This is a genomic window from Microbacterium sp. CFBP 8794, from assembly GCF_014841235.1.
In the GTDB taxonomy this organism is placed as follows: domain Bacteria; phylum Actinomycetota; class Actinomycetes; order Actinomycetales; family Microbacteriaceae; genus Microbacterium.
The window spans coordinates 335,749-359,816 of sequence record NZ_JACYTT010000003.1 but is presented as its reverse complement, the minus strand read 5'-3'; the positions used below and the strand labels follow the sequence as shown (position 1 = coordinate 359,816).

Genomic DNA, 24,068 nt, shown 5'->3' with positions numbered 1-24,068 from the left:
GGGGGGCGCCTGCCGCTCTACATCGACGGGTTACCCAGCGGATCCCGAGACGGCCCCGATCACCGTCGCGTTGATGACGGCGAGCAGGGAGGCGGTGAGAACAGAACGGTGTTTTGCGCCGGCCCAACCGGTGCGCGGGCCGTGGCGGTATTCGATGAGCGTGAGTGCTTCGCCATCGCTTCCGGCGCTGGTGCTGGTCTGATGGAGGCAGAGGATGTCGGTGGTGAACCCGAGGTGCGCGAGTGCGGCGGTGAGTGCTTCGACAGGACCTCCCGCGTCGTGGCGAGTGGTGTTCTCGGCGGCGCCCGCGCGAAGCGTGATGGTGGTGTTCCGACTGGTCGTGTCGAAGCCGACGAGCTCTACCGGCGCCTCGGATGGGGTGGTGAGGTAGGCGATGCGGAAGATGTCCCAGAGCTGTGCCGCAGTGACTTCGCTGCCCTTCTCGTCGGTGTGCTTCTGGACGTATCGAGCAAAGTCGATCTGAAGGCGGCGAGGCAGTTCGATGCCGTACTCGGTTTCCAGCAGGTAGGCGATGCCACCCTTGCCGGATTGGGAGTTCACGCGGATGACGGCGTCGTAGCTTCGTCCGATGTCAGCCGGGTCGATGGGCAGGTACGGCACACGCCACTCGATCTCCCGCTCGGGTCGGCCTTCTGCGGTTGCTCTGCCCCGGTGTTCGGCGAAGCCCTTCTTGATCGCGTCCTGGTGCGTTCCCGAGAAGGCCGTGTGGACGAGGTCTCCGACGTAGGGGTGGCGGGGATGGAGCTCGATGCGGTTGCAGTACTCGACGGTGCGGCGGATCTCATCGATGTCCGAGAAGTCGATCATCGGATCGATTCCCTGCGCGTGAAGGTTCAGCGCGAGCGTCGCGAGGTCGACGTTGCCGGTGCGCTCTCCGTTGCCGAAGATGCATCCCTCGACGCGCTGGGCACCGGCGAGCACGGCAAGCTCAGCGCACGCCACCCCCGTGCCACGGTCGTTGTGGGGGTGCACGGAAAGGATCACCGCATCGCGGCGGCCGAGATTCTTATGCATGTACTCGATCTGATCTGCATACACGTTGGGAGTCGCGATCTCCACGGTCGCCGGGAGGTTCAGGATCACGGGACGCTCGGGCGTGGCATCCCACAGCTCGGTCATCGTGTCGCAGATGTCGAGGACGTAGTCGGGTTCGGTGAGGTTAAAGACCTCGGGCGAGAACTCGAACCGCACGTTCGGCAGATGTCCGGCGAACTCGAGCACGTCACTGCCCCCGGCGAGGATCAGCCTCTTCAGACCCTCTCGGTCCTCGCCGAGGACGACCTCGCGCCAGGTCGGGGCGGTAGCCGTGTACATGTGGATGACCACGGGGTTGCGGATGCCTCGAATGGACTCCACTGTGCGCTGGATGAGTTCCCGCCGCGCGGGGGTGAAGACCACAACCGTGACGTCCTCGGGCGCAATGTCGGTCTCTGCAATCAGACGCACGAAGTCGTAGTCGGTCTGTGAAGCAGAGGGGTAGCCGACCTCGATCTCCTTGTAGCCCATCGCGACCATCAGCTCGAAGAAGCGCCGCTTTCGGTCCGGGTCCATCGGCTCCGCGAGAGCTTGGTTCCCGTCACGCAGGTCGACCGGAACCCACAACGGAGCCTGGGTCAACCGATTGGCCGGCCAGTGACGGGCAGTGAGCGGCACCGGCACGCGGGAGTACACGTCGCGGTAGCGCTGCGAAGGCATCTGCGAATGCCGCTGCCGGTTCCACACTGGCGCATCCGCCGGGATCGGGCCTGCCGGAGTGGCGAGGGTAGCGAAAGGGCTGCTGTTCATGGTCCAGTTCCTGTCCGGATCGTCAGAAGGGGCAACCGGCGCGCGTCACGACTCCACGTCGGGGAGCCGGTCTGGCTAAGCCCCGCCGTGGCAGCGAAGAAGAAGGAACCGAGAAATAGGCACGCGCTGACGCTACCACAACTGCTCAGACAAGTAGACAACCTGAGGGATGGAAGGATGACGGTATGACGACCGTTCGCCGTGAGTCCCTGGCCGAGCAGGCCGCCGGACTCCTGCTCGCCCGCATCCGCGACGGCGAATGGGAGATCGGCGGAAAGCTGCCCGGCGAGACGACGCTTGCTCCGCAGCTCGGCATCGGCCGATCCACTGCCAGGGAGGCAATTCGCATCCTCGCCGGCCGCGGGATTCTCGCCACCCGCCAGGGATCCGGGGTGTTCGTCACGGCGACCGACGTCCCCGTCAGCCTGGAAGCCCTCCGGCATGCCGACATCGCAGCGGTCATCGAAGCTCGGACCGCGATCGAAGTCGAAGCGGCGGTACTGGCCGCCGAGCGTCACACGGCCGCCGAACGGGAATCCCTGCGGGAGGCGTTGAACGAACGAGAAACGCACCGCGCTGATATCGACCAACACGTCGCGACCGATACTGCGTTTCACCGGCTCGTCACCGTGGCAGCGCACAGCCCGATCCTTCTGGACCTCTTCGACAACTTCGCCCCGCGCAGCCGTCAGGCCATGGCCGACATGCTCCGCCTTCGCGGACATCACGGCGACGATGCCGACCACGACATCCACGAGCGCATCTTCGAGGCGATCGCGTCACGGGACACGACTGCCGCCGGCGCGCTGACGCGCGTTCACCTTCTCGCGCTCAAAGAGATGCTCGGCTGATACCGTCAGCGATCTCGTGGCCAGCAGCGCTCAGCTCACGGTCGCGCTCGGCGCCCGAGTCGATCCGGGGCCATTCAAGATCCTCACCTCGTGCACAGAAGGGCGTTCCCGTGGCAATCGAACCGGGCATCTACGAACATTTCAAAGGCCAGCGCTATGAAGTATTCGGCACGGCGAGACACACCGAGACCGAGGATCTCTTCGTCTATTACCGCAAGCTGTACGACGACTACTCCTTCTGGGTGCGTCCCATAGAGATGTTCACCGAGAGCGTCGAGCGAGACGGGTACGCGGGGCCTAGATTCCGGCGGGTCGTCTAGGACGCGGGCGCGGCTCCCAGGGATGGCGGAGGACCACACACGGCCACCGAACCGCGACGCCGCTGATAACCCATCACGAGGGTTCTAGGCGTGGTGGCGCAGGGATACTCCGCTCTCAAAATCACCTGCCCCTCATCCATTTGGATGAATAGATCCTCCTGAGCGTCTCGGAACCTGACAAGTCGACCGACGCGCCTCTGCTCCGGACTAGTGTTCGACCAATTCTCCTGTGGGGAGCGGGCAGCGTAGCGAACGCTGGGGCGCGTTCACGATGATGCCGCCGAACCGGTGTCCGTGGTCGCTCCTCGGTCGCGCACCTGAACGCCGCATGCAACGCGTCTGCACAGAGAGAGCCGAGCGCGCGTGCGCTCGTGTTCTATGCCCGAAGAACCGAGGAATCTCCATGACCGATAACACTCCGGCCTACCCCGCAGGCTGGTACGCCGACACCAACGCACTCGGAACCGAGCGCTACTACGACGGCACCGCCTGGACGAACGAAACCCGCCCCGCGCCGATCGGGGCCAGTCCCCTCGCAGAACCTGCCGCCAAGGCACCCTGGTACAAGCGAAAGGCAATCGTCATCCCCGTCAGCGTCCTGGCCGGACTCATCGTCATCGGAAGCATCGGCAGCGCAATGGGTGGAGGAAAGGGTGCCACCACAACAGCCGACACGAAGGCAGTGGCGGCGGCTCCGGTCGTCGAAGAGGACACAGATGCCGCGATCACCGTTCCCGAGACAACGGGTCTGACCGCTAAGGAAGCGGCCGCGCTGATCGAGAACGCAGGACTTCAAGCGGAATTCTCCGCCGACAAGGGGTTCGTCATCGATCGAGACAACTGGACCGTCCTGAGCACGACTCCCGCTTCCGGGGCAGCCGCCAAGACCGGCGACACCGTCGTGATCAACGTCGAGAAGACGGCTGCCGCTGCGCCCTCGACCGCGCCTGAGGCCGCCGCCCCGTCAGCCCCACCCGCGGCCGCTGAGCCCGAGAAACCCGCATTGACCACGGCGCAATCCAGCGCGGTCCGCTCAGCGAAGTCCTACCTGTCCTTCAAGGGCTTCTCGCGTGCCGGACTCAGCGAGCAGCTGACGAGCGAGTACGGAGAGGGGTTCGCCCCCGAGGACGCCGAGTTCGCCATCGCCCAATTGGAGGCCACCGGTGCCGTCGACTGGAACCAGGAGGCCGCAGAGGCAGCCAAGTCCTACTTGGACTTCCAGGGGTTCTCTCGCGATGGCCTGTACGACCAGCTGACCAGCGAATACGGAGAGGGATTCACCCCCGAGCAGGCGAACTTCGGCCTCGCGGCCGTCGGCCTATAAGTCGTGCATGGGGCGGGCATCACAACGCCCACCCCATGCACCGCGTTCACCGCATCCGTGCGACTGGAGGGCCGCCTCTCCGTGATCAACCTTGAGCACGCGTGGCTGCTGCGGTCGTCGGCGGTGAGGCCAGAGTGCGCCACTCAGAGCACAAATCACGCTAGCGAGACGCCGTCTCAGACCCACGAGCGCCGAACACCCTCGCGGGCATTCCGCGGCGACGCGGCCACTCTCTCACCGCGTCGATGTCGACGCCCGGGCCGGCCATCTATGACCCGCTTATTGTGGCGAGTCGGGTTTGCGCCGCGCCGCGGCCGAGGCCTCCATTACGCCGCATAGCAAGCCGAGCGCGCCTCCGATCATCGTTGCAGCGGCAACGACGGGGCGCGCACTCGCGAAGCTCGCGTATCCCGCCGCAGCACCAATCGCGGCGGGCACCATGGCAACCGCCAAACGCGCCACGGGATGCTGAACAAACGACAGGGTCATAAGAGAGCGGGTCATCCCCCATGCGATCAGGCCGAGCGCGGCCCCGATAGAAAACCCGGCAGGCCCTGCCCACAGCATCAACCCCCAAGGAGCTGTCGCCACCGATACTTCAGGACTCACGATCGCTAAAGCGGCCAACACCACGCCCCCTGCGCCCGCGACGAAGCACGCTAGGAAAGCTCGCGCGTTCGGGCGCAGGGAGGTGTGCCGCATGACCCGACGCTACAGCGTGCGCTGGCGGATCAGGTTGGCCAGGAAATTGGCCCACGTCTGGCTCGCGATGCGGCGATTCGTTTCGTTCGCGAGCGCACCTCGGTCCTTCCAGATGAGCGCAACGACCGAAATATGCAGCCACCCGGAACGGTCGTTGTAGAAGCGGAAGGAGACCGTAGAGTCAACTCCGTCGAAGTGACCGGGCAACGCGATGAAGTTGAATCCGTCTTTCACGACCGCTGAGACTCGCACCGGTGCGGCGACGTTGATCATGGTGAACGGGCTTGCGTTGAGATTGATGGTCTGACCGACTGATGGGAAGGCTCGCGGCGCGTTCGCAACCGGGAAACTGCAGTTGAAGCACCTTCTCAGCTCAGCCATGACCCGCGACGGCGTGGCCTTCTCCTTGCCAGTGATCAGGTTGAAGGATGCGTGATCTACCGCATAGGTCCAAGCCGGATCCGCCACCACGGGAAAAACTGCGCCGGTGAAATCAACGTGCTGCCGCAGTTCGTTTCCCGTCAGCGTGTAGCGGGTGGGGAGGTATCGCCCCGAGGCATCGATGGCCCAGGGTGCGGCAAGATCCACGATGTATCGATCATTTGAGTCGAGCACCTTGAACGCGTCGCCAACTTGCACGAGGTAGGGATCAAGGACGCCACCCATCTCGTACCTCAGATCGACGACGTCCTCCGCGGTGGGAAACGTCGAGATGATACGTATGCCATCCCCCGTCGCGTCCGTATAGAAGACCGGTGCGGCGGACGACTCGTCACCTTCGACCTCAGCTGAGGGCGTCGACGGCAGGACGACATCCACGGCCTGACCAGAGAGCCCCTCCGGACTCAGCTCAACTTCAGACGCGGCCCCGGCCTGGACCGGATCAGCCTGCTCTTCTCCGTAATGCGCCTCGAGAGCCCCCGCTGTGACCGCGGTGAGAGTGTCGCCTTCGGAAGGTTCGGGCGCCGTATCGGACGCGTAAACGGGCATCGCGACAGATATCGCGAGCGCGCAGGTAATCCCTGCGGTGATGACGACGTTCAATCGACGGCGCATTGGTCCTCCTCGTTGAGGAACACGGCGAGGCCCTTCCTCCCGTGTCGGTGCTCAACACCGAAGCAGGAGACCGCCGATCACTGAGGAGATTTCACCGCAGGGGAGCCCGTATTTCATCCGAGCGGCGCGGATCCCCTCGAGCAGGGCGCGCCTCGCGGCCCCGAGATGGCGACGTGCTGCGCGATGTGCTCGAACATGGTCGAGATGGCGCAGGCGACGATGCACATGATGATGCGTCCGGCCGGGATGAACATGGACGTGATGAGCGCCATGATGACCGCCTGCATGACCATGGGCAAGGCCTGCGCCGCCGAGTGCCGCGCGCACGCCGACATGGACGAGATGTGCCGCTACTGCGCGATGGCCTGCGACGACATGGTCATGAAGTGCAAGGCAATGATGGCCTCGATGTCTTCCTGACCCACTTCGGGATCGAAGAACGTCGCCAGGAGCCCGGACGTCAATAGGAAGAAGACCGCAAGCACGGCGAGGACGAGAACGGCGACCAGTACGGCGGGAGAACCCTCTCGCTCGCCCTGGGTCATTGGTCTGCCTCCCCTGCGAGGCTAAGCTAAGCGCGCGGTCGTGAGGATCGCCGACGCGCTGAGGAGTTCCGCAACCGGGTGGTAGGCCACCGGCTCCCCCACCGCGATGTCGACGGCCGGGCCGACGACCCGCAGTTCTACCGTCGTGCCGTTGAGCAGCGCGACGGTCGCCGTCGTGCCATCGGCGTCGATCACGAGGCCGTCCCACCACGCCGACGGGTTCGAGGCTGCCATGCAGCGCTGGATCGGGTGGACTGTCGACGAGATCGTGCGGGACATGGCTTCACCTGCCTTCGGAGGGGTTGGTGAGATGAAGCTACGGGATGCCGTGGGGGCGGGCGATCTGCGGCGTAGTAAGGCGTAACGACGCGGACTCGCTCGACATCAATGCACTGCGCGTTCGGAGCCCTCGGCGCCGCAGAGACGGGGAAGCGGAGCAGACCGGTCAAACTGATAGTCGGCCATATGTCAGGCGCACAGCCGTGATGCAATCTGGAATCATCGACCCGACCTGACCTCGCCCATGTAACGCCCAAGTAAACTCCCCCTCTCCCACCCCCTCCGCCCGGGTGAGTCAACCGTTACCTCCCCGCCCTCGGCGGCGCGGTCCCGGGAAACCCCTCCTCCCTACGCTGACGGCACGCCCCACCCATGCGGGGCGCTGCACCTCCCCGCATCGTCCACCGGAGGACCCCGTGACCGTCACCGACCCGCGCCCCGAAGCGGCCACCGCGCCGCCCGCAACGCCCGAGGCAGCACAAGAACTCACACACCGCCCCGGCCGCTGGATCGACAACTGGAACCCCGAGAACCCCGAGCAGTGGAACAGCGTCGGCAAGGCCATCGCCTCCCGCAACCTGCGGTGGTCGATCTTCGCCGAGTTCCTGGGTTTCGTGGTCTGGCAGCTGTGGTCGGTCGTGGTCGTCTCTCTCCCGGCGGCGGGCTTCCAGCTGTCGACGGGTGAGATCTTCTGGCTCATCTCCATGCCGAGCCTGGTGGGCGCGACGCTGCGCATCCCCTACACGTTCATGGTTCCGCGCTTCGGCGGTCGCAACTGGACGATCGTCTCTGCCGCCCTGCTGCTCATCCCCAGCATCGGCCTCGCCATCGCGGTGTCGAACCCCGCAACTCCGTTCGGCGTGCTTCTGCTCATCGCCGCCCTCGCCGGCTTCGGCGGCGGCAACTTCGCCAGCTCGATGTCGAACATCACGTTCTTCTACCCGGCCGCGCAGAAGGGGTACGCGCTCGGACTCAACGCCGCGGGCGGCAACCTCGGCGCCTCGGTCGCGCAGTTCGTCGTGCCGATCGTCATCACCATCGGCGCCGCGGCCACCCTCAACCTCCCCCTCGCGGGCCTCATCTGGGTGCCGCTCATCGTCGTGGCGATGGTCGGTGCGTACTTCCGCATGGACAACCTCAGCGCCGCCAAGGCCGACGTCGCGGCATCGCTCGCCGCCCTGAAAGAGCCGCACCTGTGGATCCTCGCGACCCTCTACATCGGCACTTTCGGCTCGTTCATCGGCTTCACGGGTGTCTTCCCGAAGCTCCTCGCCGACACCTTCCCCGACTTCAAGGGGATCGCGATCGGCACGGCCACCGTCACCCTCGCCTTCCTCGGTGCCCTGGTCGGCTCCCTCGCCCGCCCCTACGGCGGCAAGCTCGCCGACCGGTTCGGCGGAACCGTCATCACGATCGGCGCCTTCACAGTGATGGGTCTCGGCATCCTGAGCGTGATCCTCACCCTGCCGATGCAGAACTTCGCCGTGTTCCTGCTCTGCTTCCTGGTGCTGTTCGCCGCCGCCGGCATGGGCAACGGCTCGACGTACCGAATGATCCCGACGATCTTCGCCCTGCGCTCGAACAACGGCATCGGCGCTCAGCGCAAGGCCGCGGCGGCCCTCGGCCTCATCTCGGCGATCGGCGCGTACGGCGGCTTCTTCATCCCGCAGCTGCTGGGCTTCTCGAAGACGACGTTCGGCTCGTACACCCCCGCCCTCGGCTGGTTCGCCCTGGCGTACGTCGCCTTCCTCGCCCTCACCGCCGGCGTCTACCTGCGGATGGCGAAGAAGACCGGCACCCGGATCTGATGACCATGAGCTCCGCCGACACCCATTGCCCCTACTGCGCGCTGCAGTGCGCCATGACCGTGACCCACGAGGGGTCCACCACGGTCGCCGGCCGCGACTTCCCCACCAACCGGGGAGGGCTCTGCGCCAAGGGCTGGACGTCGGCGGAGCTCCTGGCATCCCCCCACCGACTCCGGATGCCACTGATGCGGCGCTCCGACGGCACCCTCGCCGAGACCACCTGGAACGACGCACTGGATGCCGTCGCGGCAGCGTTCCGCGACACGAAGGCCACCCACGGACCCGACGCCAACGCCATCTTCGGCGGCGGCGGACTCACCAACGAGAAGGCGTACCAGCTGGGCAAGTTCGCCCGCGTCGCCCTCGGCACCTCGCGCATCGACTACAACGGTCGCTTCTGCATGTCGTCGGCGGCCGCCGCAGCCAATCAAGCATTCGGCATGGACCGCGGCCTTCCGTTCCCGGTGACCGACCTCGACGACGCCGAGACGATCCTGCTGCTCGGCTCCAACGTCGCCGCGACCATGCCGCCGTTCCTCGCGCACCTCGCCGGAGCCCGCGCCGCCGGCGGCCTCATCGTCGTCGACCCGCGCCGCTCGGCGACCGCGCGCCTCACCGAAGACGGCGCCGGCACCCACCTGCAGGCAGCGCCCGGCACCGACCTGCCCCTCCTCCTCGGTCTCACGCATATCGCCCTCGCCGAGGGCCTCGCCGACCGGGCCTATATAGAGGTGCGCACGAGCGGGTTCGACGCCGTGCGCCGCAGCGTCGCGCAGTGGTGGCCGGAGCGGACGGCATCCACCACCGGTGTGCCCGTCGCCCAGCTGCGTGCCACCGCCCGGCGCCTTGCCGCGGGACGCTCCTACGTGCTCACCGGACGCGGCGTCGAACAGCACGTCGACGGCACCGCCACCGCAACCGCCGCGATCAACCTCGCCCTCGTGCTCGGCCTCGTCGGCCGCGAAGGCTCGGGCTACGGCACCCTCACGGGCCAGGGCAACGGCCAGGGCGGACGCGAGCACGGTCAGAAGGCCGACCAGCTGCCCGGATACCGCTCGATCCGCGACCCCGAAGCCCGGCGGCACGTCGCCGGGGTGTGGGGCGTCGATCCCGACACGCTTCCGGATGCCGGCATCCCGGCCACCGCCCTGCTCGCAGAGCTCGGTGGGCCGGTGAAGACGCTGCTGGTCGCCGGTTCAAACGTCGTCGTGTCGGCGCCCGACGTCGAGGCCGTCCGCGCGAACCTGACCGCCCTCGACACCCTCATCGTGCTGGACTTCTTCCTCTCCGAGACCGCGGAACTCGCCGACATCGTGCTGCCCGTGCTGCAGTGGGCCGAGGAAGAGGGCACGATGACCTCTCTCGAGGGCCGGGTCATCCGCCGCCGCCAGGCGCTGCCCGGGCCCGACGGCGCCCGCAGCGAGCTGTGGATCATGTCCGAGATCGCGCGGCGCCTGGGCGCGGCATCCACCTGGTCGACCGATCCGGCCGAGGTGTTCGACGAACTCGCCCGCGCCTCGGAGGGCGGTGTCGCCGACTACTCGGGCCTGTCGCACGCGCTGCTCGACACCGGCGTCGAGGCGTACTGGCCCTACCGCTCCGAGAGCACCCCGCGCCCCTTCACCGAGCGCTTCGCCCACGCCGACGGCCGCGCGCGCCTCGTGCCGGTGTCCGCCACTCCCCCGGCGCCCACCGACCGCGGAGGCGAGCTGACCCTCGTCACCGGCCGCTACCTGCAGCAGTACCAGTCGGGAACGCAGACCCGACGCGTCGCCGAGCTGAACGGTGCCCGCCCCGAGGCGCGGCTCGAGATCCATCCGGCGACGGCTTCCCGCCTCGGCATCCGCGAGAATGCGCTCGTCGCCGTGTCGAATGAGCGCGGCACCGTGCGGGCGCGGGCGACGGTCACCACCGACATCCGTCACGACACGGTCTTCCTGCCGTTCCACTACGCCGGCGACGAGTGCGCCAACCGCCTCACCGAGGCCATCGTCGACCCGACGTCGGCCATGCCGGAGTTCAAACGCACGCGGGTGCGGGTGGCTCCGGATGCCGCCGCCCCCGGCGCCCCCACCACGACCGGTGCCGTGACGACTGACGCGCGAGCCGCAGCGCCCCACGTCGTCGAGCGCCCCGGCGTTCTGATGGCGGGCCACTCCGATCACCGCCCCCAGGAGGAGATGCATGTCTGAGCGCGTGGTGCTGGTGGGCTATGGTCCGGTCGGGGCGCGGCTGGTCGACGGGCTGCTCCCCGCCGTGCGCGCGGGACGCATCGATCTCACCGTCGTCGGGGCCGAGGCCCACGACGTGTACAACCGCGTGCTGCTCGCCGAGTACGCCGTGGGCCGCGCCGACCGCGCCGGCCTCGACATGGACGACCGCCGCGTCGCCGAAGACGCGGGCGTGCGCTTCGTGCTCGGCGCGACGGTGGTCGGCATCGACCGAGACCGGCAGGTGGTGCGCCTGCACGATGGCATCCGGATCGACTACGACCGACTCGTGCTCGCCACCGGCGCCCGCGCCAACGTCCCGACGCTGGCCGGCCTGGAGCGGGCTCGGCGCGACCGGTCGGCCCGGCCCGGGGCGCCCGACGACCTCGACCGGGGCGGGGCGCCGCTCCCCCGCGGCGTCGTCGCGCTGCGCGATCTCGCCGACGCCGAACTCGTGCGCGCCGCTGTCACGGCCGGGCAGCGGATCGTCGTGCTGGGCGCCGGCGTGCTGGGGATGGAACTCGCCCTGGCCGCCGCCGAAGCGGGCGCAGAGGTGATCGTCGCGTACCACTCGGCCGCCCCCATGAACCGCACGCTCGACGAGAACGGCGGGCGCGTGCTGGCCGCCGCCGCTCATGCGGCGGGCGTCGAGATGGTGCACCACGCCCGCGCCGAGAGCATCGTGCAGCGCTACGACGACCACGGCCACGCCTGGTTCGACGGCCTGGCCTGCGCCGACGGCAAGGTGCTCGCCGGCGATCTGCTCGTGCTGTCGTGCGGGGTCGGGGCGCGGACCGAGTTGGCATCGCTCAGCGGCCTCGCCACCTCGGCGGGCGTGCTCGTCGACGGCTCGTCGCTCTCGTGGACCGACCCGGCCGTGTACGCGATCGGCGACTGCGCGCACGTCGCCGATCCGGCCGCCGCCGACACCGACGGCCGGGTGCCCGGCGGGCCGACCGGACTCATCGGCCCGGGCTGGCGCCAGGCCGACCGCCTCGCCGCGCTGCTGTCGTCGGGTGTCTCGTCGCCCGCGGTCGCCGAGCGTCCGGGGGTCGTCATGCTCAAGGCCGAGGGCATCGATGTCGTCGCCGGCGGCGAGGTCGGCGCCGACCCCTTCGCGCCCGTGCATGCGTCCGGATGCCATGGCCCCCAGGTCACGCTCTGGGCCGACCCCGCGCGCGGGGCCTACGTGAAGCTCGTCACCGTCGAAGGCGTGCTCACCGGGTTCGTCGCGGTCGGGATGCCGCGCACCGGTGCCGAGCTCACGTTGCTGTTCGAGCGGGGCTCGGAGCTGCCCGCCGACCGCTCCTCCCTGCTGCGGCTCGATGCGCCCGATGTCGGCATGGCCGTCGTCGCCGACCCCTTCGCGGCCGACGCGACCGTCTGCTGGTGCAACGGAGTGAGCGCGGGAGCCATCCGCGACGCCGTTTCGGCCGGGGAGCCGACGGTGGCGTGCGTGAAGGCCTCGACCCGCGCCGGCACCGGCTGCGGCGGCTGCGTCGGTCGGATCACCGAGCTGATCGCGCGCGACGCGGTGCCGGCGTAGTGCGCCCGCCACCCCGGCATCCTGCTGCTCCACGCCCCCTCGCACACGGGGAGATCGCGCGGGGCGGCCGCGACGTCTGCACGTAACGCAGCCGCACTACGCTTCACGCATGCCTCCGCTCGAGAACCTCGTGGCCTTCGTCGCCGCGTCGGTCGTGATCATCGTCATCCCCGGCCCGAGCGTGTTGTTCGTCATCGGCCGCTCGATCGCCCTGGGCCGTCGGGCGGGCGTGCTGAGCGTCGTCGGCAACGCCCTCGGCACGGTGCCCGCGGTGCTCGCGGTGTCGTTCGGGGTCGGGGCGATCGTGGCGTCGTCGGTGGTCGCCTTCACCGTGCTGAAGGTCGTCGGGGCGATCTATCTCGTGTGGCTCGGTATCCAGGCGATCCGTCATCGCCGCGACCACGTCGCCGGTGCGTCCCGCGCCCCCGCTTCGTCGTGGATGCTGCTGCGCCAGGGCTTCGTCGTGGGGATCACGAACCCCAAGACCATCGCCTTCTTCGTCGCCGTGCTGCCGCAGTTCGTCGCCCCGCAGGCCGGCGCCGTGTGGCTGCAGCTGCTGCTGCTCGGCCTGGTCTTCCAGGTGCTCGCTCTCACGTGCGACAGCGCCTGGGCCCTGGCCGCCGGCACCGCACGCGCATGGTTCGCCCGCTCGCCGCAGCGCATCTCGACGCTCTCGGCGACGGGTGGCGTCATGATGATCGGCCTGGGCGGTGCTCTCGCCTTCACCGGCGCGAAGAGCTGAGGCGCCGCACAGCTCTCGCGTGAGCGCCGGCGAGGCCGCGGCGTCTCGCGCGCAGCGCCGAGTGTGCGCGGCGCCCGCGACCTCAGCCCACCGCACCCCGCACGTCGAGATCCGCCGAGGCCGCGCCCTCGAGCCGCGTTCCGTCGGGCGCGAAGCGCGAACCGTCGACGGGGCTGTCCCACGACCGCTCCGCGTCGTTCCAGGTGAGCGGAACCGGGGCGACGACCGCGCGGGTACACCCCTCGACGGTCGACACCGCCGCCGTGCGAAGGCCCCGGCGCGCCACGACGCCGGCCCCTTCGGCGGGGCGCTTCGCCGGGGCGGGGACGGCCGAGGTCAGCGCCCCCGCCACCACGCCGACCCGCCGGCTCGCCTCGCCGATCCCCCGACCGAGGTCGGCGGGCACCGTCATGCGCGTGCCGATCGTGCGCATCCAGTGCGGCCGATCGCCGCGTGAGACTCCGCGGATCTCGTCGCTCAACCGCATCGCCGCGGCGGGGGCGTTCGTGAGGCCCCACCCCGCGTATCCGGTGGCGAAACGCAGGCGGCCGAGGCCGCGCGGCATCCCCCCGACGAACGGTACGAGGTTGTGCGACTGGTAGTCCTGACCCGACCAGCGGGCGATCTCGGCCCCCACCGGCAGGGTGCGCCGAGCCCAGGCGGCCAGTTCTTCGGCGAGCGCGACCTCCGACCGCGCTGAGCCGACCGGATGCCGTGCCCCGGTGACGATGAGCGCGGAACGCCCGAGCGACGACGGTGCCGCCACGACGCTGCGCCCGTCGACGCCGGCCTCGCTCCACATGCCGCCGGGGGCCGCGGCATCCCCCTCCAGCTCGAAGGCGATCGCCCACGAGCGCAGCGCCCGCGTCTTGAGGTCGTACAACCCGCGGCGGGTGATGGGCGTGCCCGTGGCGAGCACGACGGTGTCGCCGAGGAGCGGACCGTGAACGGTGTCGACGCGTCCGGTGGGGAGCGCGTGCACGTCGGTGACGCGCGCCCCGGTGTGCAGAGTCGCCCCGGCGTCGACGGCCGCGCGGGCCAATGAATCGACCAGCTGCACGGGGTCGAGGGCGAGCTGGTCGTCGAGGGCGAGGGCGCGCACGGGAGTGCGCCCGCCGAGCTCGTCGGGGGCGTCCTCGCGCACGTCGAGGCCCGCCTCGCGCGCGGCGTCGCGGACGGCGTCGAGCGCGGTGTCGGTGGCGAGACCGCGGCCGAAGGTGAACGCCGTCCGCCGGTCGGCTGCGGCACCCGCCCGCTCGGCGAGCCACTCCTGGCCCGCGCGGTTGGACTCGACGTAGGCGCGCACGAGACTCGCGGGGTGGTGCTGACGCAGGGTCGCGAGCGTCGTGCCCTGCAGCAGCGACGCCATGCCGACCGACGCCCCGGTCGCGCCCCCGCCCACGTCGCCGGAGTCCACCACGGCGACGTCGACGCCGGCTTCCGCGAGCAGCACGGCGGTGGAGAGGCCCGTGATCCCGGCACCGACGACGATCACGTCGTGGTGCGTCCCGGGCTCGATCGAGGTCGTGTCGGCGGGCGTGCGGTCTCGGATCCACAGCGGGGAGGTCATGGTCCCATCGAACTCTCGGTGACGGCCTCCGCGCAGCGGGTTGCCGACGCCGGTCCCGTCGTCTACGTGCGGAGTCCACGAAAGCTGTGAGTGCGCTGAGCGTGGCCCCTAGGATGAAGCTCGTCGGCTCCCTGAGCCACCGCCGAGCTGACCAGTCGACGGCGTCACCGACCCTGGGAGTCGTTCGCGTGCGGACCTCAGTGGGCTTCGCCCTCGCTTTCATCCTCGTCACCGCCGGTATCGCCCCCGCCGCGTGGGCGGTCCCCACCGACGCGGCGGAATCCTGCCGGTCGATCCCGGTCGACGCCGACGCGCCGCTCAAGGCCGACCTCGCGCGGGAGCGCTTCGGCGTCGACGGCACCGGCGTCACGGTCGGCGTGCTCTCGGACTCGTTCGGCCTGACCTCCGCCGCGGGCGCCACCGTGGCCGACGACATCGCCCACGGTCTGCTGCCGGGCCCCGGCAACCCCTGTGGGCGCACCACCCCCGTCGATGTCGTCCACGAGACGACCGGGGGCAAGGACGAGGGACGCGCGATGCTGCAGCTCGTGCACGGCATCGCCCCGGGCGCGACGCTGATGTTCGCGGGAGTGGATGCCGATCGCGCGGCCTCGTTGCGCGAATCCATCGACCTGTTGGTCGCCGCGGGCGCGGACGTCATCGTCGACGACATCGGCATGGAAGACGACTCGATCTTCCAGCGCTCCCTCTCGGGCGAGGCGATCGTGCGCGCAACCGCGGCCGGCGTTGCCTACTTCACGGCCGCGGGCAACGGCAACAAGATCGCCGTCGCCCCACGGCCGGGTCAGTCGAAGGCGCCGGTCAACGGCTGGGAGACGACCGCGTACCGGCCGACCGCCTGCCCCGACGGGGTGACCGCGGCGGTTCTCGCGCAGGGACGCACCGCTCCCCTCGACTGCCTCGACGTCGACCCCGCAGAGGGCTCCGACACGACCCTGAACTACGTGATCGGCGTGCAGAACGAGGGCGAGGTGATCTTCCAATGGGGTGAGCCGGCCGACCGCGTGAGCGGCCTGTTCGTCCCCGTCGTCATGATCGACGGAGAGCCCCTGTCGACCGCCCCCACACCGCTGCAGGACGCCACCCCCGGCTTCACCGTCGCCCTGCCCGCCCGCGACAAGCCGTTCGAGATCGACATCACCGTCGCGCGCCTCGCGATCCCGGATGCCGCGACCTCGCTGCCCCTGCCGCCGGTCTTCGTCTCGTTCGACCAGGGCGTGCAGGTCGGAGCCGCCGAGTACTGGCGCTCGAGCGGCGACGACACCGTGGGCCGCACGATCATGGGCCACAACGGCGACCCGGCTGCCATCTCGGTCGCCGCCGCTCCCGCCGCCACCCCGCTGCAGGTCGAGGACTTCAGCAGCATCGGACCGGTCACCTGGGCGTTCGGCTCGCGCTTCGCGGCCGATCCGTCGGCGGTGCTCGACCCTCGTCCGGTGGTGTCGAAGCCCGATCTGCTCTCGGTCGACGGGGTCCGCACCTCGGTGCTCGGCGCCGACACCGACGAACCCGGCGTCAAGATCTTCTCGGGCACGTCGGCGGCCGCCCCCAACGCCCCCGCCGTCGCCGCGCTGATCCGCTCCCTGGCCCCCGACACCGACCAGGAGCAGATCCGCGCCCTGCTCACCTCGACGGCGACCCGCGCTCCCTCGCCCTGGGGTTCGGTCCCCGCCGAGAACATCGTGGGCGCCGGCCTGATCGACGCCGAAGCGGCCTTGGCCGCCCTGCCTCCGCGCCCCGGCCCCACCCCCGAACCGACACCGACGCCGGACCCGACGCCGACGCCGGAACCCACGCCGACGCCTTCGCCGACGGCGACAGCGGGCCCGATCGCCTCGCCCAGCGCGTCTCCGGCCCCGGCCGCCGCTCCCGACGGGGGTCGCCTCGCATCGACCGGAATGGATGCCACCGCCCTCGTACCCCTGGCGATCGCCGCGGGGGTGGTGGTGATCGGCGGCGTAATCCTGCTGGTGGCGCGTTCGCGCGCGCGGCGGCGGTGAGCGGCGCCCCGGTTAGGCTTCCCGTGTGAGCGACACCCCTGCCCCCTCGAGCCGCACGGCGGTCGTGGCGGCCGCGATCGACCTGTTCGCCGCGCACGGGTACGACCAGACGTCGGTGGAGCAGATCGCCCAGGCCGCCGGGGTCTCGCGCTCGACGTTCTTCCGCCAGTTCGGCGGCAAAGAAGACGTCGTCTTCGCCGACCACGAGGTGCTCATCGGCGAGACCCGCGCGTACCTCGCGCAGCCGCACGCCGACCCGTGGGCGGCCGTGTGCGACGCCTCGATGCGCGTGTTCCGCCACTTCGCCGCCGACCCCGAGCTGGCCCGCCGTCGCTACGCGATCGTGCGCGAGATCCCGGGGCTGCGCGACCGCGAGATCGTCACCGTCTTCCGGTACGAGCGCCTCTTCGACGAGTACCTGCGCGACGCCCTCCCGGGCCTCGATCCGCTGGATGCCGTCGGCTTCGCCGCCCTCGTCACCGCCGTGCACAACCACGTGCTGCGTCGACTCATGCGCGGCGCCCGGGTTCCGGCATCCACTCTGCGCCGCGCGCTCGACGACGTGCTGCGTCGGTACGGTGTGCATCCCGACGGGGAGGACCCGGCCGGCGACGACGTGATCGTCGCCGCGTTCCCCCGGCGCATGCCCACCGCCGAGATGTCGCGCCGCCTGCGCGCGTCGCTCGAGGACTGAGCGCGGACGACGCACCCGCCTCATCGAGTGTCCCGAACACGCCGCTCCCGCACGGGGAGTGCGGCGTGTCTGGGACACTCAACGCTCTGCCCGCACACCATGACACCCAGTCCCAAGATGGGCGATACTGGGAACCATGACCATCGACGCCGATGCCGAGACTCCCACGCTCCCCGGTGAGCGGATCGCCCGCTACGACCTGCTCGGGCGCCGCGACACCGATTACTACGCCGTCTTCGCCGACATCCCCGAGGCCGACCGCGCCGCGTGGGAGCGCGCGAAGCAGTTCGCCGACGAGGTCGGCACGCGCATGCAGGGCGAATGGGATGCCGCGACCTACCCCATCGAGCTCGTCCGCCGCATGGGCGAACTCGAACTCTTCACCGACGGCATCGAGCACCCCGACCTCCCCGCGACCTCTCCCCTGGCCGCGGGCCTGGTCAACATGGAGATCTCGCGGCACGACGGGTCGCTGGCCACCGCCCTCGCCGTGCAGGGCGGACTCGCGCTGCGCACCCTGGCGCTCTTCGGCTCCCCCGCACAGCAGCAGCGCTGGCTGCAGCCCCTCGCCGACGGGTCGGTGCTGGGCGCCTTCGCGCTGACCGAGCCCGACCACGGGTCCGACTCCGTCTCGCTCGAGACCACCGCCACCCGCACGGCCGAGGGGTGGTCACTCCGCGGCACGAAGAAGTGGATCGGCAACGGCGCATCGGGCGGCATCACGTTCGTGTGGGCGCGGGTCGAGAACGAGGGCGGCGACGACCACGGAGCGGTGCGCTGCTTCCTCGTCGAGCAGGACACCCCGGGGTACACCGGAACGGTCATCACCGGAAAGGTGTCGCTGCGCGGCATCCATCAGGCCCACATCGCGCTCGACGACGTCCACCTGCCCGAGGATGCCGTGCTCCCGGGCACACACACGTTCAAGGACGCATCGATCGTGCTCTTCGCGACCCGCTCGGGCGTCGCCTGGTCGGCGCTGGGTCACGCCACCGCCTGTTACGAGATCGCGCGGACGTATGCCACGGAACGCATGCAGTTCGGCAAGCCCCTCGCGAAGTTCCAGATGGTGCAGGAACGCCTGGCGCAGATGCTCGACGAGGTCACCGCCATGCAGCTCTACTGCCGCCGCCTGGCCGACCTCGAGACCACCGGCGGCCTGCGCCCCACGCAGGCGTCGCTGGCGAAGTACCACAACACCCGCGCCGCCCGTCGGGTGGCCTCGGTCGCCCGCGATCTGCTCGGCGGCAACGGCATCCTGCTCGAGAACGGCGTCATGCAGCACCTGGCCGACATCGAGGCGATCCACACGTACGAGGGCACCGAGAGCGTGCAGGCACTGCTCCTCGGCCGCGACATCACCGGCATGAGCGCGTTCGTCTGACCCCGGATGCCACGCCCCGGCGCCCTCCTCGGCGTCGGGGCCGCGGTCACCGGCCCTCGGCGACCGCCCGGGGGCCTGTGGAACGCCCCGGTTTCCGGCATCCCCAGGCCCTATCCGGCGCCACGACACCGCGCAACCCGCGCCTGCCATGTCGGACGCCCCCGCTACCTTGTGAGCATGGGCCTGTTCTCTCGTCATCCCGCGCCACGCGACGCGATCACCTCCGTCGCTCAGGAGGTGCAGACGCCTCCGAAAAGCCTCTGGGCCGACGGGTTCGGGCGCCTCGCCGTCCGTGCGCTGCAGATAATCGTCGTGGTCATCCTCGTCGCCGGTCTCATCTGGGGCATCCAGCAGGTGACGCTCGTCATCATCCCGCTGATCCTCGCTCTCATCTTCGCCTCGGCATTCGGCCCGGTGACGATGTGGATGAGGCGCAAGGGAGTGCCGGCGGTCCTGGCGACCCTTCTCACGCTGCTCGCCGTCGTCGTCGTGTTGGGCGCCCTCGGCTGGCTGGTCGTCAACGCCGTCGTCGACCAGTGGCCGAAGCTCAGTTCGCAAGCCGTGCAGGGCTTCCAGCAGGCACAGGACTGGTACCACACGCTGCCCTTCGCGATCTCGCAGGACCAGGTCAACGGCCTCATCCAGGGCGTTCAGGACTTCGTCACCAGCTCGCAGTTCGGCAGCGGCGCCCTGGCGGGAGTCAGCGCCGTGGCGTCGTTCGTCACCGGCTTCGTGCTCATGGTCGTCATCCTGTTCTTCTTCCTCAAAGACGGCCCGCGCATGTGGGAGTTCGTCCTGCGCCCGTTCCGCGGCGACCACTACGACCGCGCCCGCCGCATCGGCGACAAGACGGTGACGGTGCTCGGGTCGTACATGCGCGGCACCGCCTCGGTCGCCGCCGTCGACGCGATCGGCATCTACATCGGTCTGCTCATCCTGCAGGTGCCGCTCGCGCTGCCCCTCGCCGTGCTCGTCTTCCTTCTCGCGTTCATCCCCATCGTCGGCGCGGTCACCGCCGGCATCCTGGCGGCCCTCGTCGCCCTCGTCACGAACGGCCCCATCGTGGCGCTGATCGTCGTCGGCGTCGTCGTGCTCGTCAACCAGCTCGAGGGCAACTTCCTGCAGCCGGTGCTCATGGGCCGCACCATGAAGCTGCACTCCTTCGTCGTGCTGGTGGTGCTGGCCGGCGGCACCGCGATCGGCGGCATCCTCGGCACCCTGCTGGCCGTGCCTCTCACCGCCGTGGTCTGGGGCATCGTCAGCGTCTGGAACGGCACCGACCGGCCCGCCGAGTGGGCGCGTCGCAAGAATCGCAAGAACCCCGTCCCGCTCGCCGGGGGCGAGAGCAAAGGCTGAGCCATGGCCTACGACATCCCGGCACCGATGCTGGCGAAGTCCGTTCCCGCGGTGCCCGAGCACGCCAAGGTCGAGGGAGGGTTCAGCTACGAACCCAAGTGGGACGGCTTTCGCGCACTCGTGTCGTGGGACGGCACCGATGTCGAGATCGGCAGCCGCGGAGCGAAGCCCCTCACCCGCTACTTCCCCGAGCTGGTCGCGGCGTTCGCCGAGATCCTGCCGGAGCCGTGCCTGATCGACGGTGAGGTCGTCGTCGCGCGCGGGCAGCGCGGTGACCAGCGACTCGACTGGGAGGCCCTGTCGCAGCGCATCCACCCCGCTGCGTCGCGCGTGACGATGCTGTCGCACGAGACGCCGGCGATGTTCATCGCGTTCGACCTGCTCGCGCGCGGCGACCGTGACCTGCAAGCCGAGCCCTTCTCGGAACGCCGCGCCCAGCTCGAGAACCTGCTCGGCGCCGTGCCGCATCCCGTTCACGTCACCCGCACGACCGACGACCCCGACCTCGCGCGCCGGTGGCTCGCCGAGTTCGAGGGCGCCGGCCTCGACGGCGTGATCGCCAAGCCCCTCGCCCAGCCGTACGCGCCGAACAAGCGCACGATGTTCAAGATCAAGCACGCCCGCACCGCCGACGTCGTGGCGCTCGGGTACCGCATCCACAAGTCGGGCGAGGGCGTCGGGTCACTGCTCGTCGGCCTCTACGACGACGAGGGCACCCTGCACGGCGTCGGCGGGGTATCGGCGTGGACCGACGCCCGCCGCCGCGAACTCATCGACGAGCTCGCGCCGCTCGTCGAGCGCGACGCCGAGGGCGAAGCGGTCGTCGGAGAGACCGACCGTTCGCGCTTCTCGGCATCCAAAGACGTGTCGTTCGTGCGCCTGCGCCCCGAGCGCGTGCTCGAGGTGCGCTATGACCAGCTCGAGGGCATGCGCTTTCGCCACACCGTGCAGTTCGACCGGTGGCGCCCCGACCGCGACGCCCGCTCGTGCACCTTCGCGCAGCTCGAGACGGTGACGTCGTACGACCTGGGCGACGTGCTGGACTGAGGGGTGGTCTTCCTGCCCTCGATGTCGAGCACGACGGAGCGTCGCCCCCGGGCTGCCCACCTCGGTCGTCCACTCGTTCCGCCCGCGCGAGGAGAGACCGACCGGTCGGGGCCGCAGCTATGCGAGTCTCGTACGAAATCCTGAGTAAGCGTCGCCAGGAACGCATGGTGGTCGAGGCCGGGTGTCGGTGACACGTTCGGAGGCAGCGAAGTGAGGAAATCGAGATGGCCGGCACCGGGGTAGGTTCGCACGCTGATGGTGGCGGGGGCAGCGCGCAGGACATCCACGGTTGACGGAGGCGTCACCCTGTCTGCCGCTCCCGTCATGACGACGACCGGAACACGGAGTCGATCGAGCGCACCCGGCGCGCGAAACCAGCCGAGCGTGGGGGCCAACGCGATCACCTTCGAGACGCGAGCTTCGACGGCGATGATCACGACAGGAGCGTAGCTTCTGGCCGCGAAATCGGGGGCTGCTATTGTGAGCGCGGCTCTGCTCGGGGCCGCTGGCTCTTGGGGATAAGCGTGCACCGTCTGGGCAGAATGACCGTTGTCGGCGCCGTGATCACTGGCTCGCTGGTCACCACCCTTCTCGCAGGTACCGCGGCATCGGCGGCACCGGGACCGGACGACGATGGGTCCGACACGCTCTCGGGACGCCTGCTGCAGGTCACTCAGCTCGACCTGTCGGACGACCCCGCAGAAGCATCGCGGCAGATCGACGAGCAGTCGGTAACCCTCGGCACCGTCGACGGCGGGCCGGCGAGTCTGCAGGTCTCCCCCGGCGGTATCGCCGTGACGATCTATTACACGACACCGCCCACGGACGGCGATCTCGCTGCCATCCGCGAGCTCGGCACCGTCGACGACGTGGCGGCGAAGTACCTCGTCGTCGACGCGACGATCCCGGCCGCAGCGCTGGCGACGGTCGCCGCCCTTCCGAACATCGCCTATGTCCTCGAGAACATCGCCCCGACGACATCGGGGGTGAGCCGCGACATCGTGGGCGCCCGAGCAGAAACGACCTCGGCCTCGCGTCCGACCGACTCCTGCCGCACCATCGAAGCCAACCTGGCCGAGCCCCTGAACGTTCCCTTCGCGCGCGAGCTTTACGGCGTCGACGGCACGGGGGTGAAGATCGGGATCATCTCGGACTCCTACGCGACACGGACAGACCCCCTGAGCACGCCGGAACAGGACATCGCCGCCGGGCTCCTTCCCGGTGACAGCAACCCGTGCGGTTACGCACAGCCGGTGCAGGTCGTCAAAGAGAGCCGTCAGGCCGGATCCGACGAGGGGCGTGCCATGGCCCAGCTCGTGCACAGCATCGCGCCGGGGTCGACCCTTCTGTTCGCCAGCGGATCCGGTGGGCAGGCGGGGTTCGTCGACGCCGTGGACGCGTTGACACACGCAGGCGCCGACGTCATCGTCGATGACCTCGGGTACTCGGGCGAACTGATGTTCCAAGACGGCCCGGCCTCGAACGCCCTCTCAGACGCCGTTGCCGACGGCATCCCCTTCTTCACCGCCGCCGGCAATGACACGTCGTTCGCCAGTGTGGGACCGAGTACCGGTCACGTCATCTCGTCGTGGGAGACACCTGAGTACCGTCCCACAGACTGCCCCCCGTCCGTGGCGGCCTACCTTCGCGACAATGAGATGACCGGGGACTGCCTCGACTTCAGCCCCTCCGAACAGGCAGACCCGACCGACACCCTGACGTACCCGAACCTGCATAACCAGGCGAACCCGTCGGCGACCATCATGCTGCAGTGGGCGCAGGCCATCAGGGCGTCCGACACCCAGTTGATGGCAGCCGTGCTCGATTCCGACGGGAAGATCCTTCGCATCACTCCGTCGCAGCCTCTCGGACTGCCCCTGCAGACGCTGGCTTTCGAACCCGATCAGGGCGACCTCCGCACCGGGGGCGAATACGACTTCGTCGTCGTTCGCAACACCACCGACGGCATCCCGGCATCTCTTCCGCGTGTGAAGGCCATCTTCACCGGAAGCTACCTTCGCGGCGCCGAGTACTTCGAGAACACGGGGGGAGACATCGTCGGCCCCTCCATCTACGGGCACGCGGGCACGCCGTCGGGCGTCAGCGTGGTGGCGGCCAACGCCGCCGACTCCTCCGTCATCGAGCCTTTCAGCGGCACCGGGCCGCTGACCCTGTACTTCGAGCCCTTCCCCGGCACGAAGGCCCTGCCGCAGCCGATCGCCGGGGCGCCCACCCTGACGGGCCTCGATGGTGTCTGGACCAACTTCTTCGGCACTCCGGTGCCGGACGAGCCGGGTACCTACTCATTCACCGGTACCTCAGCGGCGGCTCCGTCCGCCGCGGCGGTCGCGGCCCTGGGGCTGCAGAAGAACCCCGACCTCACCCCCGCTCAAGTGACCGCGGCCCTCACCTCGACCTCTCGAGAGGTGCCGTTCATCTTTCCGGGTGTCGAGCGCGAAGACGTGACAGGATCCGGTCTCGTGGATGCCGCGGGGTTCCTCTCCGTGCTCCCCGCGCCGACTCCCACTCCCACCCCGGTTCCCCCGACGCCCGTCCCCCCGACACCGGTACCGACACCGACACCTGTACCGACACCCACCGACACGCCCCTCCCCCAGCCCACGTCGACGGCCGTTCCCGTGCCGAACGACGCCGGGGGAACACGCGAACTCGGACGCACCGGCACATCGGCAGACGGCGCCCTCACCGGCGGCGTTCTCGGCGCGCTGCTCGTCGTCGGCGGGCTCGGGGTGGTTCTCCTGCGTCGCGGCCGCACGGGCCGTCCCCGTCTGTGACGCCCCTCGCGT

Annotated in this window: 19 protein-coding genes; 14 read left to right on the top strand and 5 right to left on the bottom strand. The window is 69.6% G+C overall.

The window, feature by feature from the left end; translation table 11 throughout:
• Positions 1–30 precede the first annotated feature (30 nt).
• A complete protein-coding gene (locus IFU19_RS09185) occupies positions 31–1,806 on the bottom strand; it encodes a 2-isopropylmalate synthase (protein WP_192013501.1) in 1,776 nt (591 codons plus the stop codon).
• Positions 1,807–1,991: 185 nt separating this feature from the next.
• On the opposite strand from IFU19_RS09185, the gene IFU19_RS09180 reads away from it, so the two are divergent.
• The 3 genes from IFU19_RS09180 to IFU19_RS09170 all read left to right on the top strand — a co-directional run bounded on the left by IFU19_RS09180 (position 1,992) and on the right by IFU19_RS09170 (position 4,301).
• Positions 1,992–2,657, top strand: coding sequence for a FadR/GntR family transcriptional regulator (locus tag IFU19_RS09180; RefSeq protein ID WP_192013500.1), 666 nt, complete (start codon positions 1,992–1,994; stop codon positions 2,655–2,657).
• A gap of 110 nt (positions 2,658–2,767) precedes the next feature.
• Positions 2,768–2,977, top strand: a complete 210-nt coding sequence (locus tag IFU19_RS17035) for a DUF1653 domain-containing protein (protein WP_192013499.1) — start codon at positions 2,768–2,770, stop codon at positions 2,975–2,977.
• 403 nt (positions 2,978–3,380) lie between these two features.
• Positions 3,381–4,301, top strand: a complete 921-nt coding sequence (locus IFU19_RS09170) for an Ltp family lipoprotein (RefSeq protein ID WP_192013498.1) — start codon at positions 3,381–3,383, stop codon at positions 4,299–4,301.
• A 279-nt stretch (positions 4,302–4,580) separates the two neighbouring features.
• Here IFU19_RS09170 and IFU19_RS09165 read toward each other — a convergent pair whose 3' ends face one another.
• Positions 4,581–5,003: a hypothetical protein gene (locus IFU19_RS09165; protein ID WP_192013497.1), complete on the bottom strand. Its 423-nt coding sequence runs from the start codon at positions 5,001–5,003 to the stop codon at positions 4,581–4,583.
• 9 nt (positions 5,004–5,012) lie between these two features.
• Positions 5,013–6,047 (bottom strand): hypothetical protein, encoded by a 1,035-nt coding sequence (locus IFU19_RS09160; RefSeq protein WP_192013496.1) that lies wholly within the window; start codon positions 6,045–6,047, stop codon positions 5,013–5,015.
• A gap of 207 nt (positions 6,048–6,254) precedes the next feature.
• On the opposite strand from IFU19_RS09160, the gene IFU19_RS09155 reads away from it, so the two are divergent.
• On the top strand, positions 6,255–6,479 hold the full coding sequence (locus tag IFU19_RS09155; protein ID WP_192013495.1) for a hypothetical protein: 225 nt from the start codon (positions 6,255–6,257) through the stop codon (positions 6,477–6,479).
• 146 nt (positions 6,480–6,625) lie between these two features.
• Here the strand turns inward: IFU19_RS09155 and IFU19_RS09150 are convergent, their stop codons facing one another.
• Complete coding sequence (locus IFU19_RS09150; protein ID WP_249405401.1) at positions 6,626–6,838, bottom strand: nuclease; 213 nt, start codon at positions 6,836–6,838, stop codon at positions 6,626–6,628.
• A gap of 461 nt (positions 6,839–7,299) precedes the next feature.
• On the opposite strand from IFU19_RS09150, the gene IFU19_RS09145 reads away from it, so the two are divergent.
• The 4 genes from IFU19_RS09145 (at position 7,300) to IFU19_RS09130 (ending at position 13,189) form a co-directional block, all read left to right on the top strand.
• A complete protein-coding gene (locus IFU19_RS09145) occupies positions 7,300–8,691 on the top strand; it encodes an MFS transporter (protein WP_192013493.1) in 1,392 nt (463 codons plus the stop codon).
• A gap of 5 nt (positions 8,692–8,696) precedes the next feature.
• Positions 8,697–10,883, top strand: coding sequence for a molybdopterin oxidoreductase family protein (locus IFU19_RS09140; protein WP_441004773.1), 2,187 nt, complete (start codon positions 8,697–8,699; stop codon positions 10,881–10,883).
• The gene (locus tag IFU19_RS09135) at positions 10,876–12,447 is read left to right on the top strand and encodes an FAD-dependent oxidoreductase (protein ID WP_192013492.1); all 1,572 of its coding nucleotides are present in this window, start codon (positions 10,876–10,878) and stop codon (positions 12,445–12,447) included. Before IFU19_RS09140 ends, IFU19_RS09135 begins: the two co-directional genes overlap by 8 nt.
• 109 nt (positions 12,448–12,556) lie before the next feature.
• Complete coding sequence (locus IFU19_RS09130) at positions 12,557–13,189, top strand: LysE family translocator (protein WP_055834121.1); 633 nt, start codon at positions 12,557–12,559, stop codon at positions 13,187–13,189.
• Between the two features lie 82 nt (positions 13,190–13,271).
• Here the strand turns inward: IFU19_RS09130 and IFU19_RS09125 are convergent, their stop codons facing one another.
• Positions 13,272–14,759 carry an FAD-dependent oxidoreductase gene (locus tag IFU19_RS09125; protein WP_191915817.1) on the bottom strand — a complete coding sequence of 496 codons (1,488 nt, stop codon included), beginning with the start codon at positions 14,757–14,759 and terminating at the stop codon, positions 13,272–13,274.
• Between the two features lie 188 nt (positions 14,760–14,947).
• Between IFU19_RS09125 and IFU19_RS09120 the strand changes: the two genes are divergently transcribed.
• From IFU19_RS09120 to IFU19_RS09095, 6 genes are all read left to right on the top strand, one after another.
• Positions 14,948–16,780, top strand: coding sequence for a S8 family serine peptidase (locus tag IFU19_RS09120; RefSeq protein ID WP_192013491.1), 1,833 nt, complete (start codon positions 14,948–14,950; stop codon positions 16,778–16,780).
• Positions 16,781–16,805: 25 nt separating this feature from the next.
• Positions 16,806–17,474 (top strand): TetR/AcrR family transcriptional regulator, encoded by a 669-nt coding sequence (locus IFU19_RS09115; protein ID WP_055936279.1) that lies wholly within the window; start codon positions 16,806–16,808, stop codon positions 17,472–17,474.
• Positions 17,475–17,610: 136 nt separating this feature from the next.
• Positions 17,611–18,858, top strand: coding sequence for an acyl-CoA dehydrogenase family protein (locus IFU19_RS09110; protein ID WP_192013490.1), 1,248 nt, complete (start codon positions 17,611–17,613; stop codon positions 18,856–18,858).
• Positions 18,859–19,035: 177 nt separating this feature from the next.
• Positions 19,036–20,214 carry an AI-2E family transporter gene (locus IFU19_RS09105; protein ID WP_191915814.1) on the top strand — a complete coding sequence of 393 codons (1,179 nt, stop codon included), beginning with the start codon at positions 19,036–19,038 and terminating at the stop codon, positions 20,212–20,214.
• A 3-nt stretch (positions 20,215–20,217) separates the two neighbouring features.
• Positions 20,218–21,261, top strand: a complete 1,044-nt coding sequence (locus tag IFU19_RS09100; protein WP_192013489.1) for an ATP-dependent DNA ligase — start codon at positions 20,218–20,220, stop codon at positions 21,259–21,261.
• 542 nt (positions 21,262–21,803) lie between these two features.
• A complete protein-coding gene (locus IFU19_RS09095) occupies positions 21,804–24,056 on the top strand; it encodes a S8 family serine peptidase (RefSeq protein ID WP_192013488.1) in 2,253 nt (750 codons plus the stop codon).
• Positions 24,057–24,068 lie beyond the last annotated feature (12 nt).

Bases quoted from the DNA above. Each gene is read 5' to 3' on its own strand.
- IFU19_RS09150 (WP_249405401.1), bottom strand. From the start codon at position 6,838: ATGGCAGCCTCGAACCCGTCGGCGTGGTGGGACGGCCTCGTGATCGAC.
- IFU19_RS09185 (WP_192013501.1), bottom strand. From the start codon at position 1,806: ATGAACAGCAGCCCTTTCGCTACCCTCGCCACTCCGGCAGGCCCGATC.
- IFU19_RS09165 (WP_192013497.1), bottom strand. From the start codon at position 5,003: ATGCGGCACACCTCCCTGCGCCCGAACGCGCGAGCTTTCCTAGCGTGC.
- IFU19_RS09135 (WP_192013492.1), top strand. From the start codon at position 10,876: ATGTCTGAGCGCGTGGTGCTGGTGGGCTATGGTCCGGTCGGGGCGCGG.
- IFU19_RS09110 (WP_192013490.1), top strand. From the start codon at position 17,611: ATGACCATCGACGCCGATGCCGAGACTCCCACGCTCCCCGGTGAGCGG.
- IFU19_RS09105 (WP_191915814.1), top strand. From the start codon at position 19,036: ATGGGCCTGTTCTCTCGTCATCCCGCGCCACGCGACGCGATCACCTCC.
- IFU19_RS09155 (WP_192013495.1), top strand. From the start codon at position 6,255: ATGGTCGAGATGGCGCAGGCGACGATGCACATGATGATGCGTCCGGCC.
- IFU19_RS09100 (WP_192013489.1), top strand. From the start codon at position 20,218: ATGGCCTACGACATCCCGGCACCGATGCTGGCGAAGTCCGTTCCCGCG.
- IFU19_RS09130 (WP_055834121.1), top strand. From the start codon at position 12,557: ATGCCTCCGCTCGAGAACCTCGTGGCCTTCGTCGCCGCGTCGGTCGTG.
- IFU19_RS09180 (WP_192013500.1), top strand. From the start codon at position 1,992: ATGACGACCGTTCGCCGTGAGTCCCTGGCCGAGCAGGCCGCCGGACTC.
- IFU19_RS09170 (WP_192013498.1), top strand. From the start codon at position 3,381: ATGACCGATAACACTCCGGCCTACCCCGCAGGCTGGTACGCCGACACC.
- IFU19_RS09095 (WP_192013488.1), top strand. From the start codon at position 21,804: ATGACCGTTGTCGGCGCCGTGATCACTGGCTCGCTGGTCACCACCCTT.
- IFU19_RS09140 (WP_441004773.1), top strand. From the start codon at position 8,697: ATGAGCTCCGCCGACACCCATTGCCCCTACTGCGCGCTGCAGTGCGCC.
- IFU19_RS09125 (WP_191915817.1), bottom strand. From the start codon at position 14,759: ATGACCTCCCCGCTGTGGATCCGAGACCGCACGCCCGCCGACACGACC.